This window comes from Algoriphagus marincola DSM 16067, from assembly GCF_000429405.1.
Taxonomy (GTDB): domain Bacteria; phylum Bacteroidota; class Bacteroidia; order Cytophagales; family Cyclobacteriaceae; genus Algoriphagus; species Algoriphagus marincola.
The window spans coordinates 70,154-85,842 of record NZ_KE386897.1; the positions used below are offsets into that span (position 1 = coordinate 70,154).

Annotated in this window: 19 protein-coding genes; 3 read left to right on the forward strand and 16 right to left on the reverse strand. The window is 41.2% G+C overall.

Translation table 11 applies throughout. The features are described 5' to 3' along the window. Nucleotides 1-40: 40 nt before the first annotated feature. From G457_RS0115315 to G457_RS0115355, 8 genes are all read right to left on the reverse strand, one after another. Nucleotides 41-946, reverse strand: a complete 906-nt coding sequence (locus G457_RS0115315) for a peptidoglycan DD-metalloendopeptidase family protein (protein WP_026947244.1) — start codon at nt 944-946, stop codon at nt 41-43. A gap of 126 nt (nt 947-1,072) precedes the next feature. Further along, nucleotides 1,073-1,468: a response regulator gene (locus G457_RS0115320; RefSeq protein WP_026947245.1), complete on the reverse strand. Its 396-nt coding sequence runs from the start codon at nt 1,466-1,468 to the stop codon at nt 1,073-1,075. Further along, nucleotides 1,465-4,134, reverse strand: a complete 2,670-nt coding sequence (locus tag G457_RS0115325) for a ligand-binding sensor domain-containing protein (RefSeq protein ID WP_026947246.1) — start codon at nt 4,132-4,134, stop codon at nt 1,465-1,467. Before G457_RS0115325 ends, G457_RS0115320 begins: the two co-directional genes overlap by 4 nt. A 213-nt stretch (nt 4,135-4,347) precedes the next feature. After that, a complete protein-coding gene (locus G457_RS0115330) occupies nt 4,348-5,307 on the reverse strand; it encodes a 2-hydroxyacid dehydrogenase (RefSeq protein ID WP_026947247.1) in 960 nt (319 codons plus the stop codon). After that, complete coding sequence (locus G457_RS0115335) at nt 5,304-5,795, reverse strand: VOC family protein (RefSeq protein WP_024283060.1); 492 nt, start codon at nt 5,793-5,795, stop codon at nt 5,304-5,306. The genes G457_RS0115330 and G457_RS0115335 overlap by 4 nt, the downstream gene beginning before the upstream one ends. A gap of 5 nt (nt 5,796-5,800) precedes the next feature. Beyond that, entirely contained in the window at nt 5,801-6,964 is a 1,164-nt protein-coding gene (locus tag G457_RS0115340) for a mandelate racemase/muconate lactonizing enzyme family protein (protein WP_026947248.1), read from the reverse strand. Next, the gene (locus G457_RS0115345; protein ID WP_026947249.1) at nt 6,961-7,848 is read right to left on the reverse strand and encodes a sugar phosphate isomerase/epimerase family protein; all 888 of its coding nucleotides are present in this window, start codon (nt 7,846-7,848) and stop codon (nt 6,961-6,963) included. Before G457_RS0115345 ends, G457_RS0115340 begins: the two co-directional genes overlap by 4 nt. Before the next feature lie 140 nt (nt 7,849-7,988). Further along, nucleotides 7,989-8,891, reverse strand: a complete 903-nt coding sequence (locus tag G457_RS0115355) for an NAD-dependent epimerase/dehydratase family protein (protein WP_026947250.1) — start codon at nt 8,889-8,891, stop codon at nt 7,989-7,991. A 223-nt stretch (nt 8,892-9,114) separates the two neighbouring features. Here G457_RS0115355 and G457_RS0115360 point away from each other — a divergent pair, with 223 nt between their 5' ends. Genes G457_RS0115360 through G457_RS0115370 form a run of 3 tightly spaced genes read left to right on the forward strand, consistent with a single transcriptional unit; the run spans nt 9,115 to nt 11,622 of the window. Then, entirely contained in the window at nt 9,115-9,888 is a 774-nt protein-coding gene (locus G457_RS0115360) for an MlaE family ABC transporter permease (protein WP_026947251.1), read from the forward strand. Between the two features lie 4 nt (nt 9,889-9,892). Next, the gene (locus G457_RS0115365; RefSeq protein ID WP_026947252.1) at nt 9,893-10,639 is read left to right on the forward strand and encodes an ABC transporter ATP-binding protein; all 747 of its coding nucleotides are present in this window, start codon (nt 9,893-9,895) and stop codon (nt 10,637-10,639) included. Beyond that, on the forward strand, nt 10,636-11,622 hold the full coding sequence (locus tag G457_RS0115370; protein ID WP_026947253.1) for an MlaD family protein: 987 nt from the start codon (nt 10,636-10,638) through the stop codon (nt 11,620-11,622). Before G457_RS0115365 ends, G457_RS0115370 begins: the two co-directional genes overlap by 4 nt. 12 nt (nt 11,623-11,634) lie before the next feature. Here the strand turns inward: G457_RS0115370 and G457_RS0115375 are convergent, their stop codons facing one another. From G457_RS0115375 to G457_RS0115420, 8 genes are all read right to left on the reverse strand, one after another. Continuing rightward, complete coding sequence (locus G457_RS0115375; protein ID WP_026947254.1) at nt 11,635-12,090, reverse strand: nucleoside deaminase; 456 nt, start codon at nt 12,088-12,090, stop codon at nt 11,635-11,637. A 110-nt stretch (nt 12,091-12,200) separates the two neighbouring features. After that, a complete protein-coding gene (locus G457_RS21705) occupies nt 12,201-13,049 on the reverse strand; it encodes an alpha/beta hydrolase (RefSeq protein WP_035484112.1) in 849 nt (282 codons plus the stop codon). 30 nt (nt 13,050-13,079) lie between these two features. After that, nucleotides 13,080-13,433: a hypothetical protein gene (locus tag G457_RS0115385; RefSeq protein ID WP_155847178.1), complete on the reverse strand. Its 354-nt coding sequence runs from the start codon at nt 13,431-13,433 to the stop codon at nt 13,080-13,082. 107 nt (nt 13,434-13,540) lie between these two features. After that, nucleotides 13,541-13,849 carry a hypothetical protein gene (locus G457_RS0115390; RefSeq protein WP_035484114.1) on the reverse strand — a complete coding sequence of 103 codons (309 nt, stop codon included), beginning with the start codon at nt 13,847-13,849 and terminating at the stop codon, nt 13,541-13,543. Further along, nucleotides 13,836-14,036 (reverse strand): hypothetical protein, encoded by a 201-nt coding sequence (locus G457_RS0115395; RefSeq protein WP_026947257.1) that lies wholly within the window; start codon nt 14,034-14,036, stop codon nt 13,836-13,838. Before G457_RS0115395 ends, G457_RS0115390 begins: the two co-directional genes overlap by 14 nt. A 393-nt stretch (nt 14,037-14,429) precedes the next feature. Continuing rightward, complete coding sequence (locus tag G457_RS21710) at nt 14,430-14,744, reverse strand: putative toxin-antitoxin system toxin component, PIN family (RefSeq protein WP_211230235.1); 315 nt, start codon at nt 14,742-14,744, stop codon at nt 14,430-14,432. Next, nucleotides 14,725-14,955 (reverse strand): type II toxin-antitoxin system VapB15 family antitoxin, encoded by a 231-nt coding sequence (gene vap15, locus G457_RS0115410; RefSeq protein ID WP_026947258.1) that lies wholly within the window; start codon nt 14,953-14,955, stop codon nt 14,725-14,727. Before vap15 ends, G457_RS21710 begins: the two co-directional genes overlap by 20 nt. 524 nt (nt 14,956-15,479) lie before the next feature. Continuing rightward, the gene (locus G457_RS0115420) at nt 15,480-15,686 is read right to left on the reverse strand and encodes a helix-turn-helix domain-containing protein (protein ID WP_024283048.1); all 207 of its coding nucleotides are present in this window, start codon (nt 15,684-15,686) and stop codon (nt 15,480-15,482) included. Between the last annotated feature and the right edge of the window lie 3 nt (nt 15,687-15,689).

The following is a 15,689-nucleotide window of genomic DNA, read 5'->3' on the forward strand; positions in this document are numbered from 1 at the left end:
TTGGGGATGAAGGGGTAGCTTTCGGGCTATCCCTTTTCTTTTACTTCTTTCGATACTTTTTTAGCTCTTTTTTATCCATTTCTTTGATGATCAATTTCTCCGAATGGGTGGAGGTCAAATCATCTGCTGTCTCATCGCTTTTCAGCTGGGCATTTGCTGTTTCGAGATTTACAGGAAAATTGATCCATTGCATTCCATTTTCATTAAAATCCCATCGACTTTGGATCATTTTTATTTGATATTCGGAGCCATTTGTCGGATCGGAAAGTTCAGCGATGATTTGGCCGGGAATCACCATTTCACCTATTGAAACCTTTTCAGAACCTTCTTTTAGTCCGCTTAGGCGGCTAAAGGTGCCGTCTTGATGATAGATTTCGATAAAATTTTCTGATTCGAAGTCGGCTATTTCTTCTGAAGTGGTAGCTAGGTCCATTCTCATTTCCGAAACAATCCCCTTCCTCGGGGCGCAGATTTGGGTAGGGCTATCGGTAAAAAACAAGACACCGGTGTAGGGAAGATTTTCGACTGGAATCGCAGGATTTGCTTTCGGGATGATTCTGCGCATGCTGAAGGTCACTCCCTTCTCAATAGGGACTAAATAGGGAAAGTCTGAGTCAGCATTTGGTAAATATTCGCCTTTGAATAGTTGGGTGCGATAGTTGAAGCTCGTTTTTTCATTGATATAGATCGATTGTAGGTTTACAAGGTTGGTTTTGCCCGGGCGAGCAACTTTGAAGATCAAATCTCCTTCGAGAGATTTTAGGTTTTCAAGGCTTACAAACTCGATTTGAATCGTGTAGGGGATTTCACTTGTATTGTAGGCGATTAGCGTGAGATTTTTCTCCATATCCTGATCAGCGACTATTTGAACCTGAGCTTGGAGAAGTCCTGCTGAGAAAAGGGCAAGAAGTATTGCGGTGAATTTGAAGTGTTGTAAAATGGACATTAAGAAAATGGGAACTTAAATAATCTGAATTTATAGATTAGTTAAAATAGCTGATTTTCTAAAAAATCCGCAAAAATTTAATCCATTGATGGGTAAAAAAGTGTCAACTTCAAGACGGTCAGTCGATTAATTCTCTAACTTTTTTATCAGAGACTTTACCTGCGCTTCATCCATTGGTTTTTCCCAAAAATCAATTACCATTTTGAAACGCTTAGACCTTTCCCGATCTCGTTTATCGAGTGAAGAAGTGACCATAATTACTTTAATGTCGCTTTCTCGAATAGTCGATGAAAGCTCCTCTAAAAACTCCCAACCGTCCATTATAGGCATATTTATATCCAGAAAAATAAGTGCAAAATTACCTGGTTTATCCTCCGCCTTCAATAATTCCAACGCTTCTTCAGCGTTCGAAAATTTACGCGGTTTGGGATGTAAACCTGCTTCTCTGACAATTATTTCATGAAGGAAAAGAATCCCCGCATCATCGTCAATGATTAAGACTTTTTGGAGGTTATTTATCACGACTTTTTCAAGTTTTCGGATTTGTTGAAAGTATCTTTCAGTATTTCATCCACCTGCTTCAATGAAGACAATAGCTCCTGCTCTAACTCTTCTTTACTCTTTTCCACCTTTTGGTATTTTGAATAGTTTAATAGCAATTGGTTGATTCCAATAGCCTTGGACAAAGGAGCTCTCAATAAATGAGATTGATTCCAGGTAAGTTCATGCAATACCTCTTTTTGCTTTTCTATTTCTTTTACAGCCTCTTTAAGTTTCTCGTTTGTTTGGCTGAGTTCCAAAGTACGTTTGGAAACTTTTGCTTCCAATTGATTTTTTAACCTTAAACCCAAGTAAAATTTGAGTGCAAGGTAAATCAAAAGTATGACTGCAAGTCCCAGGCTTATTTTGAAAAATAAGGTTTCAAAAAAAGAAGTGGACACTCTGATAGGTAAGGAATAGATTGCTTCTTGCTGTCCATAGCGGAGTATTTTTACTTTCAAGGTGTAATTTCCCGGTTTGAGACCATTGAAATACAGAAACCGTTGATCTTTTAGAGGGAGCCAGTTATCTGATTTGCTTTCGATCAGGTAAAAAACGGAATATTGTGAAGGGTTTTTGAAATCAATCAGGCTAAAAGATACCTGAAACATGCGTATCCCTTCTGGAATCGTTATTTCTTCATTGATCGTTTCCTTTTTATCTCCATATTGAAGTTCATCCCATTGAAAAACGATCTCTTCTTTTTCCATTCCTGATTGCAAACTTGGGTCAATGATGCCTACCCCTTCCACGGTAGGAACCCAAATTCTACCTTTAAAATCTCTAGCTACTGCTGGGAAAATAAGACCATTTGCCTCTGAATTGGGCATTCCCACACTTTGATCGTAAAGGGTGGATCCTATGAAAAATGAATCGTCGGTACTTTCTTTGAATAGATTGAACTCTTGGTAGGAAAAAAACTGGGCTCCAAAATTATTGGTTATCCAGTAGCCGTTTTTTCCATCATCCGTGAAACTATAGACAGCTTGGGTTTGAAGTCCATTCTGCTTTTTGAGAGATTTGAATTGACCATCTCTGAGCATGATTAATCCACCATGCGTTCCAAAAAATAGAGTTCCATCTTTATCCTCATGAATACAATAGATGATGTCTTCACTAGGAGTCAAAGGAAGAGGCTGATTTTCGATGAAAACACCATCTCTTATCCGAAATACCCCTCGACTCATTGAACCGACAATCATATCTCCATTTTTGCTTTCTAGGATGGAAACAAACCGGGTCCTTTCAAATTCGGCGGGTAGATCTGCTTGCTGAATTGTTCCATTTTCCTCGATATAATAAAGCCCACCATTCCTAGTCAGGATCCAGATCGTATTTTTTGAATCTTTGTAAACAGCCTGGACATAATTATTCTTCAGACCATTTTCTTTGGTGAAAAAGGCTGAGAATTTACCTGTCCCAATATCCAAGATTGAGACTCCTTGGCTCGAACCTATATAAACCTTGTCCTCTTTTGTTGCAAGGGTAGTGATGCCATTAGTTAGCAAACCGTCTTCCTCTTTCCAAGAATCAATTTTATTTCCAACTATTCGAAATAAACCGTCTGAGCGCGTTCCTATCCAAATACTGCTATCGCTGCCTTGAATCAGAGCCTTAATATTTTTCTTTTGAAGCTCTTCGAAATTGGGCTGTTTGACCCTTGCTGGTTTTACGATGGCCAGTCCTTTTCCTAATGTGCCGAGATAAAGGGTGCTTCCATCTTTGATTATCCCTCTGATAGGGTAATTATTCAGTTCGGGATAATTAAAGCGGTTAACTTCACCATTTTCGATAAAAATCAAGCCTCCTTCTAGTGAACCAGCCCAAATCCGATTCTCTGTATCCAGAGTCAGGCTATTGAAATCAATATCCTTGACCTCTTGGATTGGAATAGCTTCTTCTAATTGAAGCTCCTCATTAATTCTAAAAATCCCCTCTTGGGGCGAAAAGACATAAGTATGGTTGGAGTTGCCGAATACCTTCATCGCAGAGAAGCTACTTGGAGCTACCTCCTTTGTTGTATTCTTCTCAATATTTATTTTGTAAAGACCACTAGTAGTCCCTACCAGTAGCTCTGATTGGCTAATCTGGAAAAAGTCTTGAATTTCAAGATTAACCACTGGTTTCCAGAACTCTAGTGGAACAAATTGCTCATTTTCAAATCGATAGATTTCTCCTTGGGAGTTGCCGATCAGTAGTTTGCCCTCTTGATCTTCGAAAACCGCTCTAATCCTAGAAAATTGCGAAATGCTGCTACAATCAATGACCTTGAGAATGCTTTTATTGAGAAAGGCAATACTTCTATCTCCCGAAGCCCAAATACCATTTTCGCTTTTGTAAAAAGTATAATAGGTCTGCTCCTTCATGATAGGGTAGTTTTCCCTGTCAAATACTTTGGAAGATATCCCGTCGAGCCTGACCAAACCCTCTTCAGTGGAGACCCAAAGAAATCCGGACTTGTCCTTTTTCATTGCAAAAACTGCATTCTGAGGAAGTCCATTGGAATTGTCCCAGATTTCCATGACATAATTTTTCTTTTGGGAAGAGGAATCAGTCCAGAGATTTGTGGATTGAGCATGACTTTCTGATGCCCCAATAAAAGAGGTGAAGAAAATGGAGAGAGAAATAAGATAAACTTCTAATTTCAAAATTTGGTAATCCTCAATAAAATGCTCTTCAAAGACTGATTTTTAATTTTCATTTGTAATCCAATATTTTTTCCAAAAAATTATTGGAAACAGTGTGAATTCACGGCAGAAAATTAGGTTTTTTTTTTGGGATAAAGACGATGTAGGACTTAATAAAAAATATGATTGTTAAATTTTAAGTTTTAGAACGTATTCTATAGGTTCAGAATTTTTTTATCCCTTTAAGCTTTGTTGATTGAATATGCAATTCTCCATCGGATCTTTTCCTTTCAAAATCGCGAGGGTGTTTTCGACGGTCATTGCACACATTTTGGTGTAGGTCGTCTTGGTCAAACTACCGACATGAGCAGTGATTAAAGTATTGGGGTGGGTGACCAGCGGCTCGTCTGCTTTTGGTGGCTCGTCTGCTAAAACATCAGCCCCAAAGCCACCTAGTTTCCCGGAGTTCAAAGCATTGATCAAAGATTCCTGGTCTATGATTTTTCCTCTTGCCGTATTGATGAGAATAGCTCCTTCCTTCATCTGATCAAAAGCTTCTTGGCTTATTAGATTTTCTGTGTCACTCGTCAAAGGTAGATGAACGGAGATGACATCTGATTTTTTCAAAATCTCATCAAAAGTCATCATAGCATAGGAGACAGGCTCACGGTAGGCACTCCAATAGCAAACTTCCATGCCTAGCGCTTCGGCTATTCGGGCTACTTTCTTACCAATATTTCCCATTCCTAAAACTCCGAGGGTTTTTCCATGTAGTTCATCCCCGACATAATTTCCACGCTCCTTCCATCGACCCTCTTTGACCATATTGAAAGCATTGAAAAGGTTCCGTTGGAGATTCAGCATGAGGCTAATGGTATGCTCTGCAATGGTATTGGCATTGCTGTTCGGGGCATTGACAACTTTTATATTTCTTTTGCTTGCCTCATCGACATCGATGTTGTCCAGCCCAACTCCCGCTCGGGCAATTACTTGCAGGCCAGGGATTTGGTCCATCAATTGACTCCTCACTTGCCCTTTGCCTCTAGTGATGATAGCCTGGAAATCCGGTTTTTCTAATGCCTTTTGTAGACTGGATTCATCCAAAGCAAAGACTATTTCCACATCTTCCGATGCGTTTAATAGCTCCATCGCTTCTTCTGCGAGGGTTTCCAAAAGAAGGATTCTCTGGCTCATTTATTTTTGTGATAAAGCGTCGCGTCCTTCGTTTTGTACCCTCGAAAATCATTTCTCCCCGATACATAAATGCCCGGCTTGAAAAGCTCATCCTCAAATATTTTGGGATCGATTTTGGCATCCGGAGCAGAAGAAAGTTCGAGCAAATTTCCGGATGGGTCTCTGACAAACATTTGAATCGGTCCATCGGGAAGCTGACGCACATGACCCCATGGCTTGATATCGATGACCCCCAATTCTTTCATCCGCCAATAAATGGCATTGATATCATCCACCTGTAGACAAATATGTCCCCTAAATGAAAAAACATCTTCCCATTCGGTCAGGTGTAATTGCTGGTCCTCGTTGATCTTGAAAAAGGCCGTGGGATAGTCAAAAAGAAAGGCAGGAATAGCTTCCAAGCCCAATTCTTTTTCATAGAATTGACAAGCTTCTTCCAGATTCGTGACTACCAAGGCTACGTGATTGATATTGATTGCTTTTGCCATGATTTTTATTGTTTGAATTCTTTTACAAAATCCCAATTTGGTGTGAGGCCCAAACCGGGTTGGGTAGGTTGGGAAAGCATCCCTTTTTCATCCACACTGATCTTTTCTTTGACCAGGTCATACATCATCGGATTTCCTCCTAATGAAAACTCGATCACATTGGCCGAAGGTGAAGCAAAAGCTACCGAAAGTCCAGCCATAAATGAAAATGCAGATCCCCAGCAATGAGGTGCGAGTTCCAGTTGATAGGTATGAGCCAGTTGAGATACGCGCATGGCTTCAGTAATCCCTCCGATAATGGCACAATCCGGCTGTATGACGTCCAAGGCTTTTTCGGCTATCAAATCCCTGACATCGAAAGCCGTGTACTCGCTTTCACCAGCCGCAATAGGGATGTGAGTGCTTGCCCTGACTTCGGCTGTTCCGATTCGATTGTCCGGACTGATGGGCTCTTCAAACCAATACAAATTGCAATCTTCTACTCCTCGGCAAAACTGTTTCGCTTCCGGAACACTAAAGGTGCCATGTGCATCAGTCATCAATTTGATATGGTCGGGTAGCGCTTCTCTTGCCGCGCGAACCCGCTTGATGCTTTCGGCCACCGTTTCATCCATAACGCCCACACGCATTTTCACTCCTGAAAATCCTTTTTCAGTATATCCTTTCAATTGCTCCCCAATCGCATCAGAACCTGCCCAGCCACCGCTGGCATATGCAGGCATTTTGTCTCGGCAGCTTCCTCCGAGAAGTTCTACCACGGGTACTCCCAAGGCTTTTCCTTTGATGTCCCAAAGCGCCGTATCAATGCCACTCAGAGCGGAAATGGTCAATCCTCTTCTACCTAAGATGGGGAATTTTCGACCTCGGGAAAGCGCGTAATGATCTCGGGTACCGTTGTAGACGATTTCCCAGATTCGGTTGATTTGGCTGGCGTCTTGTCCGATGAGAGCAGGTTTTAACTCATTTTCCACGCAGCTCACAATGCTGGCGCAAGAACCCGAGGAGCCGACAGCAGCTTTGGCCTCGCCAAAACCCTGAAGGCCTGTGTCTGTGGTCACTACCACCAAGGTCATATCAAAATTAGTCAGCAGACCGTAGTCGGAGCGGTGTTGCTTTTCCTTTGGAATGGGGCAGCGAAGCCAGTATGCTTCAATATTTGCTATCTTCATTGAAGGAAAGGTTTGAGTTGTTCGATAGATCTTTTGGTCAGCATGGTATAAAAATCCTCAGTGACCGCTGTACTGCCGTGGTCTTGTAGGAATTTCAGCTGCTCGGGACTCAGACCTTCCGGTGCTTCATCGATGGAGTTTGGGTATGGATTGGCCGGAGTACGATCAATAGGTGGGCAAAATTCTACAGAAAGCACCTTGTCATAATCGATTTCTTTGAGCGTAGCCATAATTTTTTCCCAATTTAACTTACCCATCCCTGGAGCCATCCGGTTATTGTCAGCCACGTGGAAATTGACTAATCTTGAACCTACCTGCCGGATCGTTTCAAACATATCAACTTCTTCGATATTCATGTGAAAAGTATCCAAACAGACGCCACAATTGGGCCCGACTGCCTCTGCGAGTGCCAAAGCCTGCGCGCCGCGATTGATGAAATAGGTCTCAAATCGATTGATCGGCTCAATTCCAATGGTGAGACCATTTGCTTCTGTGAATTCATAAACTTCTTTTACTCCTTCCACAGCCCATTCCCATTCTTCCTCCGGACGGGCATCGGGGATGATTTTGCCTACCGTGGCAGGCACAAAGGAAATCACCTTTCCTCCCAAGTCGGCAACCAGTTGAGCGAGATCCAAGACATATTGCACAGATCGTTTTCGCTGATCGGGATCCTTGGCTAGTAGATTTCGCTCTTCGAGCATTAGGGTCACAGAACCCCAACACTTGATATTATATTTTTCTAAAAGCTCCTTGACTTGGCTGCTATCGTAGCTTTCGGGAGCTCCTTGAATTTCGAGATGGGTATATCCAAGAGCAGAAATCCGCTGAAGGGTGCTTTCTAAGGATTCTGCCCGCATCCAGTTATGAATGGCTATTTGCATAAAAAAAGAGGTTTTGGTGTGTTTCGCTTTAAGTTAGTCGAAAATTTTGAAAAAGGGATTCCAAGCGATTGAATCAAGGCTTTAATCGTATAAGAGACGAAATTTTAAGGATGATTGGTAAGGGGTGAAGAAAGCGTTTTCTATTCCCCTTTCACATACTTTCTCCAGTTGTGCTGCTCTTTGAATCCCAAAACCTCTCTGATTTTTCGATTTGAAAATAATGCTTCATGCTCTTCCATTTCCCATTTCAGAGGGACTCCGGGGAAGAAACGATCAGCAAGCTCTTTGCTAGGGATAATTGCCCCATTGTGATCATTTCCGGCATTGAAAATCTCAAAGCCCAAACCATCTTTTTGGATGCACAAATCCACAATCTGCCCCAAATCTCGGGCATCGATGTAGCAGAAAGCATTTCTTCTTCTCACTTCTGGATGCTTGAAATAGTGGGGGAAAAGTTCTTCATATTCATGAGGCTCGATCACATTTCCGATACGTAAAGCATAGATATCGAAACCTGATCTACGCTGAAATGCTCGGGCAGTCTGCTCATTGACTACCTTGGACAGTCCATAGCTATCCATCGGGTCTACATCGTATTCTTCGTCTAGGGGCAAGTAATTGGGATTGGTCTTCCCATCAGAGAAACAAATTCCGTAAGTTGTCTCCGAGGAAGCAATGATGATTTTTTTTATACCCAGTTTGACTGCTGCCTCGATGACATTATAAGTTCCAACAGCATTCACTCGGAAGGTTTCATTATCGGGATTGATCAGGATTCTGGCTACCGCCGCAAAATGGACCACCGCATCGAACTTGGGAACACCGGTTCCCGGCTCCAATTCATCAAAACCCGCATAGCTACTCATGGCATTGAACATTTGGCCTGAATCGGCAATATCTGCTATGAGATTATCCACTCCGGGATGATCTAGTGGTTTTAGGTCCACATTCATGACGCGATGACCCTGATCAAGGAGATAGGGAATGACATGCTTTCCGGCTTTTCCGGATCCGCCGGTGAAGAAGATTCTTTTTGGGCTCATTTTTTTCTGGTTTCAATTGAATGTAATCAAAGATAATTTTTCCTGACTTTTTAACACCAGCCATTTTGCCAAGTGAAACCATATCTTTTTGATCGATAGCAGGCATTTTAGAGCTATTTGGATTTTGGTGGCTCTATTACCTGATTTTTATCATAAAATGACTTGATCTTGGCAAGACTATTTGTCAGGAAGATTGGAGAATTTGGTACATAGAAAAAAGTCTATGTCTCTACTGGATAAATTAGATACTCCCTTTTTCAGGGAAGTTGGTGAAATAGCCCGGTTTACGGGGCGATTTTTCCGTGAGGTGACCAAGCCTAAACAGGAGTGGGAGGAGTTTGTAAACCAAAGCTATCACATCGGTTACAAAACATTTACCCTTGTCGGAATTACAGCCTTCATTATGGGTTTGGTTTTGACGATTCAGTCACGACCTACCTTGGTGGAGTTTGGGGCAGATGCCTTACTGCCATCCATGGTTTCGGTTTCTTTGGTCAGGGAAATAGCGCCTGTCATCACTGCCTTGATTTGTGCGGGAAAAATCGGCTCGGGAATAGGGGCGGAGCTAGGCTCCATGCGGGTGACTGAGCAGATTGATGCCATGGAAGTCTCGGGGACGAACCCATTCAAGTATTTGGTGGTGACTCGGGTTTTGGCCTCGACTGTGATGGTACCGATTTTATCGAGTTTGGCTATTGCGATTTCACTCTATGGAGGGTATTTGGGAGCCAATCTCAAAGGAGATGTGAGTTGGTCATTGTATTGGTATCAGGCTTATAAAGCCTTGATTTACGGAGATTTTGTACCTGCGATGGTCAAGACCATTTTCTTCGGTTTTGCTATAGGAATTGTCGGTTGCTACAAGGGTTATAATTCCCAAAAAGGAACCGAAGGTGTCGGAAGGTCGGCCACTACTGCAGTGATTGTCGCATCTCTATTGGTGTTTATTCTGGATTTGATTGCAGTGCAAGTTGCGGATGTTCTTGGTCTAACCTGATGCCATGATAAAGGACAAAGCAATAATCGAGGTGGACCGTTTGAACAAGTCTTTTGGACAGAATCATGTGCTGAGAGACTTTTCCCTTCAGCTTTCCGAAGGGGAAAATTTGGTGATATTGGGTAAGTCAGGGTCCGGAAAATCAGTTTTGATCAAATGCATCATTCGATTGATCGAACCGGATAGCGGAACTATTAGCATTCTTGATCAGGATATCAGTTTGCTAGACCAGGATGAAATGGATTTGCTTCGAGCAGATGTGGGCTTTTTGTTTCAAAGCAATGCTCTCTACGATTCGATGACGATTAGACAAAATCTGGAATTCCCTCTCCGCCGCCACTGGACCAAGGAAGAGCGGGAGCTAAAGGCCGAATCTGCAGTCAAAGAGGCTCTGGAGGATGTGGGGCTTTTGCATACTATTGATATGATGCCGGCTGAGTTATCTGGTGGAATGCGAAAGCGAATAGCCTTGGCTCGAACGATCATTCTCAAGCCGAAGGTGATCTTGTACGATGAACCGACCACTGGATTAGATCCCATCACTGGTAGAGAGATCAGTGAACTGATGAATCGAATTCAGGAAAAATATAACACAGCCTCCATTATCATATCTCATGATATGAATTGTATCCGAATGACAGCCAACCGCATAATTATGCTGATAGAGGGGAAGAATTATGCGGAAGGCACATTCGAAAACCTTATCAAAAACCAAGACCCCAAAGTGGGTGATTTCTTCGAAGGACTATGAGTACAGATAAAAAAATATCCAATGCCAAGCTAGGTGCAATTGTCCTTGCAGGCTTATTGTTTTTGGTCTTTTCGCTATATATGATCGGAAGGAATCAGAATATTTTGGGCAGGTCCATGCATGTTTATGTAGAAATGCAGGATGTAAATGGTCTTTTGCCTGGGAATAATGTCTTATACAAGGGAATGAATGTGGGTACTGTCAGTAATATCGATGTGGTGGATGAAAATACCATTCAGGTCGAACTTCTGGTGAGGAATAAAATGGCTCCATTTATTCTCAAAAATGCACGAACTACCATCAATACGGATGGATTGATAGGTAATAAAATACTTCAAATTCATCCCCAAGAAGGGGAATCTCTGCCTATAGAAGAGGGGGATGTCTTGATACCTTTGGAGCAAATCGGAACAGAAGATATGCTGCGCCAACTGAATAGTTCAGGGGATTATCTTCAAAATACCCTGATGAATCTCTCAGAAATCTCAGAGAAGCTTAACCAAAACGAGAACCTATGGAATACACTTTCAGATACGACGATTTTATTGGAGCTGAAGGATGCTATTCGCTCTTTTCGAAGAGCGGGAGATCAGGCCACTCAGATGGCAGTATCAGGTAAAGAACTCTTGGAAAATATAGAAAATGGGGAAGGATTAGCTGGGACTTTGATTTCCGATACAGTTATGACAGCTAGGTTTGAGCGAAGTTTGGAGCAACTGGAGGCCACCACTTCTGAGACACAGGCAGTGCTTCAAAACTTCAATCAGTTGATCAATGGAGTTCAAGCAGGAGAGGGGACAGCAGGATTGATCATGGAAGATTCGCTATTTCGCGCCACCTTGATGCAGACTCTGATAAATCTCGAGTCGAGCACTGAGCGATTCAATACCAATATGGAAGCCATGCGTTCCAACTTTTTGTTCCGAGGCTATTTCAAAAAGCTGGAAAAAGAAGAAAAGAAGGCTCAAAAAGAAAGTAATTGAATGAACATTGGCTTAGGGTTTTCCAATGTCCCCATTCCAAAGACTTGGGTTTTTGGCAATAAACGCTTCCATCATCTGTACGCAGGAAGCATCATCGAGCACCACGACTTCGACGCCATTTTCTTTCAAAAGTTGTTCAGATCCCATGAATGTTCGGTTTTCTCCGATCACTACTTTAGGAATTCCATACAATAGAATAGCACCTGTGCACATTGGGCAGGGAGAAAGAGTCGTATAAAGCACGGATTCTCGGTAAACACTTGCAGGCTGTCTTCCGGCATTTTCAAGGGCATCCATTTCTCCGTGTAGGGTAACACTATTCTGCTGTACGCGCTTGTTGTAGCCTTTTCCCAAGATTTTATCTTGGTAGACAAGGACGGACCCAATGGGAATTCCTCCTTCGGAAAATCCTTTTTTGGCTTCTTGGATGGCTGCCTCAATCCATTTATCTTTTGCTCCTTGGGTCATTTAAATTATTGAACCGAAATTCAATTAACTGAAATTCAACTAAAATACCTTGATTTTATAGAAAATAAATGGTGAATTTAATATTTGAAATAGGCCCCAAGCGAAGCTTTTTATTTGATCAAAATCGCTGATTGCTTTTCCAGATAACCCAAAGACTGCAGAAAATCATCTGTTTTTCTGAGGGTCGATTCATAAAACTCAAAATTCCGATAGTTGAAAAAGCCGTGAGGCTGACCTTCGTATAGATGGAGTTCACATCTGCTCCCCACTCTTTCCATGATGGTTTGATAGTATTCCATTGTCTCCACAGGAATCAAATCATCATTTGTCCCCAGAAAAATGATGGTAGGAGGAGCTCCTTCTTGGATATTGTGGAGGGGAGAAAAATCTTTATACGCACCGCCAATCCGTTCAAATCCATATCCCCCCGGACCATTGTCGATGACAGGGTTAAAGAGAACTAGGGTACTTGGTTTACAGCTGATGCTCAAATCATCGCTGGGATCGTTGTAGCCATCAATCAGGGCTGTGGCTGCCGCCAAATGTCCCCCGGCTGATCCTCCTGAAGCAATAATTTTATCCGGATCGATCTGAAATTCATCTGCATGACTTCGAATAAACCGCATGGCTGACTTGGCGTCCATCAGCGATTCAAATGGACTGCTTTGATTCCGTGACTTGACTCGATAGTCTACCAAAAAGCATACAATACCTCTTTCTGAAAAGTATTTTGCTTGGGGTTCAAATTGGGAAATAGATCCTCCTGTCCATCCGCCTCCGAAGAAGAAAACCATGGCAGGAAAACCATTTTCCGTAGATTCTGCCTGAGGTCGGTAGACCTCTAGGTTTAGGGATAGTGTATCGATTTTTTTATAGACTACTATTTCCTGAGCAATAGAAAAATGAAAGGATAAAAGGAGTAAAACTAAAGTCAGATTCGATTTTAGAAAAGTCGGCATAGGGTAAATATGCAGAATTCTGCTGGGAATTTATTCTGTTTTGAATTCTAGGACTTTTGCTGTGGCAGAACTTGTCTCTTGTGGCATCGAATAGGTAATGGTGGTTTCCCCTCCAGCCTTGACAAAAGGAACAATATTTCCACTCACATCCGTGGTCTTCGAGTAAGAGACGGTATCAATTTTCAGCAACGATTTGTCAGTAGAATAGTAGGTGATTTCGAACTCGATGGAATAAATGTCCTGGTCCGTATGGTTTTCTACCGCAAAAAGCACCAGATTATTTTTAATCTCCGTCAATTCAACTTGAATTCCTTCTTTGGAACAAGCGGACAAACAGAAAAGGAGAAAGACTCCAATGATAGCCTTTAGGTGTGAAGTAATCATTTTCCCAATCATATGAGATTCAATTAGATGATTGGTATAAAAGTTAAACCCTAAATCAGAAAAATGCAATTTTAATATTGATTCAAATCTATCCTAAATCCCTGATTTTAGGAAAAAATACTTTTCAGTAATAACCTGAAAACAATGATCGGCTTGTGGATAGCAATACTGCCTTCACTAGAAGTGAGGACATGCGTATTGTTCAAATAAAAAAGTATGTCTTGATGCAGATTTTTTGTTGTGGAGCGTTTTTGATAAAGCTTTTTGAGGTAGGAAAAAGGCAAAATAGGAAGGGAGGTAGAATTCACATTGCAGACCAAATTACTGTTTTGATCATTTTTAATGGATACCCTGTCTCCATTCCTATTTTCCATAGAAAAGTCAGCATGGATGATAAGCTGCTTATTTTCTTTCATAGGTAGTTACGCTTATTTTTCCGCTCATCGTCCATTCGGTTAGTTCTTCTGAACCTGCTTCTTTGGGAACTCCCAACTTGAATGAGTCAAAGTTGTATTCGATGATAGCATTTCTCCCGGTCAGTTTGTCGTACAGACCGATCGCTAGCTCTTCCCAACTCTTTGAATTTTCTGATGCTTTACTCATGGTTTTTTGTGGTTTAGTTTAAAAGATGTTTACTAATCCAACAGGTAGTATGGGATATTGTTCAGCTGTGCGCTCTATGGTATTGACAAAAGAATTAGGAGCTTTCTTTTTGAAAAAGCTTTTGCTTTGAAGCTTTTTTTAAATTATTTGGTTGTGGCGATGGAAAGGCGTAGACTCAATCTGTACCGAGTTTAAGCCTTTGTTCTACTACCAAGAGGGGCTTTTCTTTACAAGGTAGTTCAAAAATCAGTGAGAACACATTTTGTTTTACTTCAAGATATTTGAGAACTAGCTTTTAAGAAATTCTTCAAATTCTGAGGGGGATATTATTTTTGCCGATTTAAATGGATTAAGCTCAAGTAAATCTTTATCACCTGAAACCAAAAAATCCGCCTAAGAGAATTCAATCAAATCCAAAAGGAAATTATCTTTTGGATCACGACTTTGGAAGTTTTTGGGTTTTATTTCAACATTTTCAGCGATTTTTTCTAAAAGTTGAAGTAATTCCTTCACGCTGTTTTCAGGGAAATACTTTTTGAGTTTTTCTCTTTTTGTGACGACCTCTATCTCAAGGAGCAATTGTGAGGTAGTAATTAATACAATTTGCTTTGTAGAAATAGCCTTTCTGAGAATAGAGAGCCTCTTTCCAATCAAAAAACTAATCCAGACATTAGTATCAAAAATGACTTTATAGCTTTTTTCTTTCATAGATTTCCTGCCTTACCGTTTCTACTTCCTCGGTTAGAGTTTGGGGGTCAATTTCATCAGTATTGAATGTTTGAAGTAGACGGGAGAGCTTTTTATCAATTAACTCTTTTTCAAGTTCTCTAGCAAGCTTCAACTTTTCTTGATTGGGAAGCTGATTGACAAGAGAAAGAATCTGTTCGAAGGTCAAATTAAGTGTTGCTGCTGTCTTCATGTGAAGTGATTTAGGTATTATGAAGTTAACGAAATTTCCTTTGTCAAATGTTCCAGTAGCTTGATTTTGAAAAAATGTTTAAAGTAATGAACAGTTTGAACATTGGAGAGGATGGAGCTAATTGTCAATCCCTCGAAATAAGAAGTTGTAGTTTTTCGCGCTAAGCCAAACATTCAAATTACACTCAAGACATGGTTAGGCTGGTTTTATTTATAAAAGTACTGGGCTAAGAAGCTTTTGTGAATTACAAATTCTACTGGATAGAAAGGCGTAGTTTCAAACTACGCCTAGTCCACCGTCAAACTACACTCAGATGGGGTAGTAAGGGATATTGTTCAGCTTGGGGATTTGCAGAAGCAGATACCTTTTTTGAAAAAGGATAGATGTTTTTCTTTCGAAAAAACAGGAAAACCATTGGATAAAAAGTTGAAAGTTGGGCTGATTTCTGATAATGGAATTCAATCTCAATTGAAGAAGACAAGCGTCTTGGATCTAATTTATAATCTTGATACTTGCTACTCCTGTCACTCTTCCCTAAACTCCAAAATATCTCCCGGCTGACAGTCTAAGGCCTGACAAATAGCCTCCAATGTACTGAATCTAACGGCTTTGGCTTTGCCGGTTTTGAGGATGGATAGATTAGAGAGGGTAATGTCCACTTTTTCCGAAAGCTCGTTAAGGGACATTTTCCGCTTGGCCATCATGACATCCAGGTTGACGATTATTGGCATGGC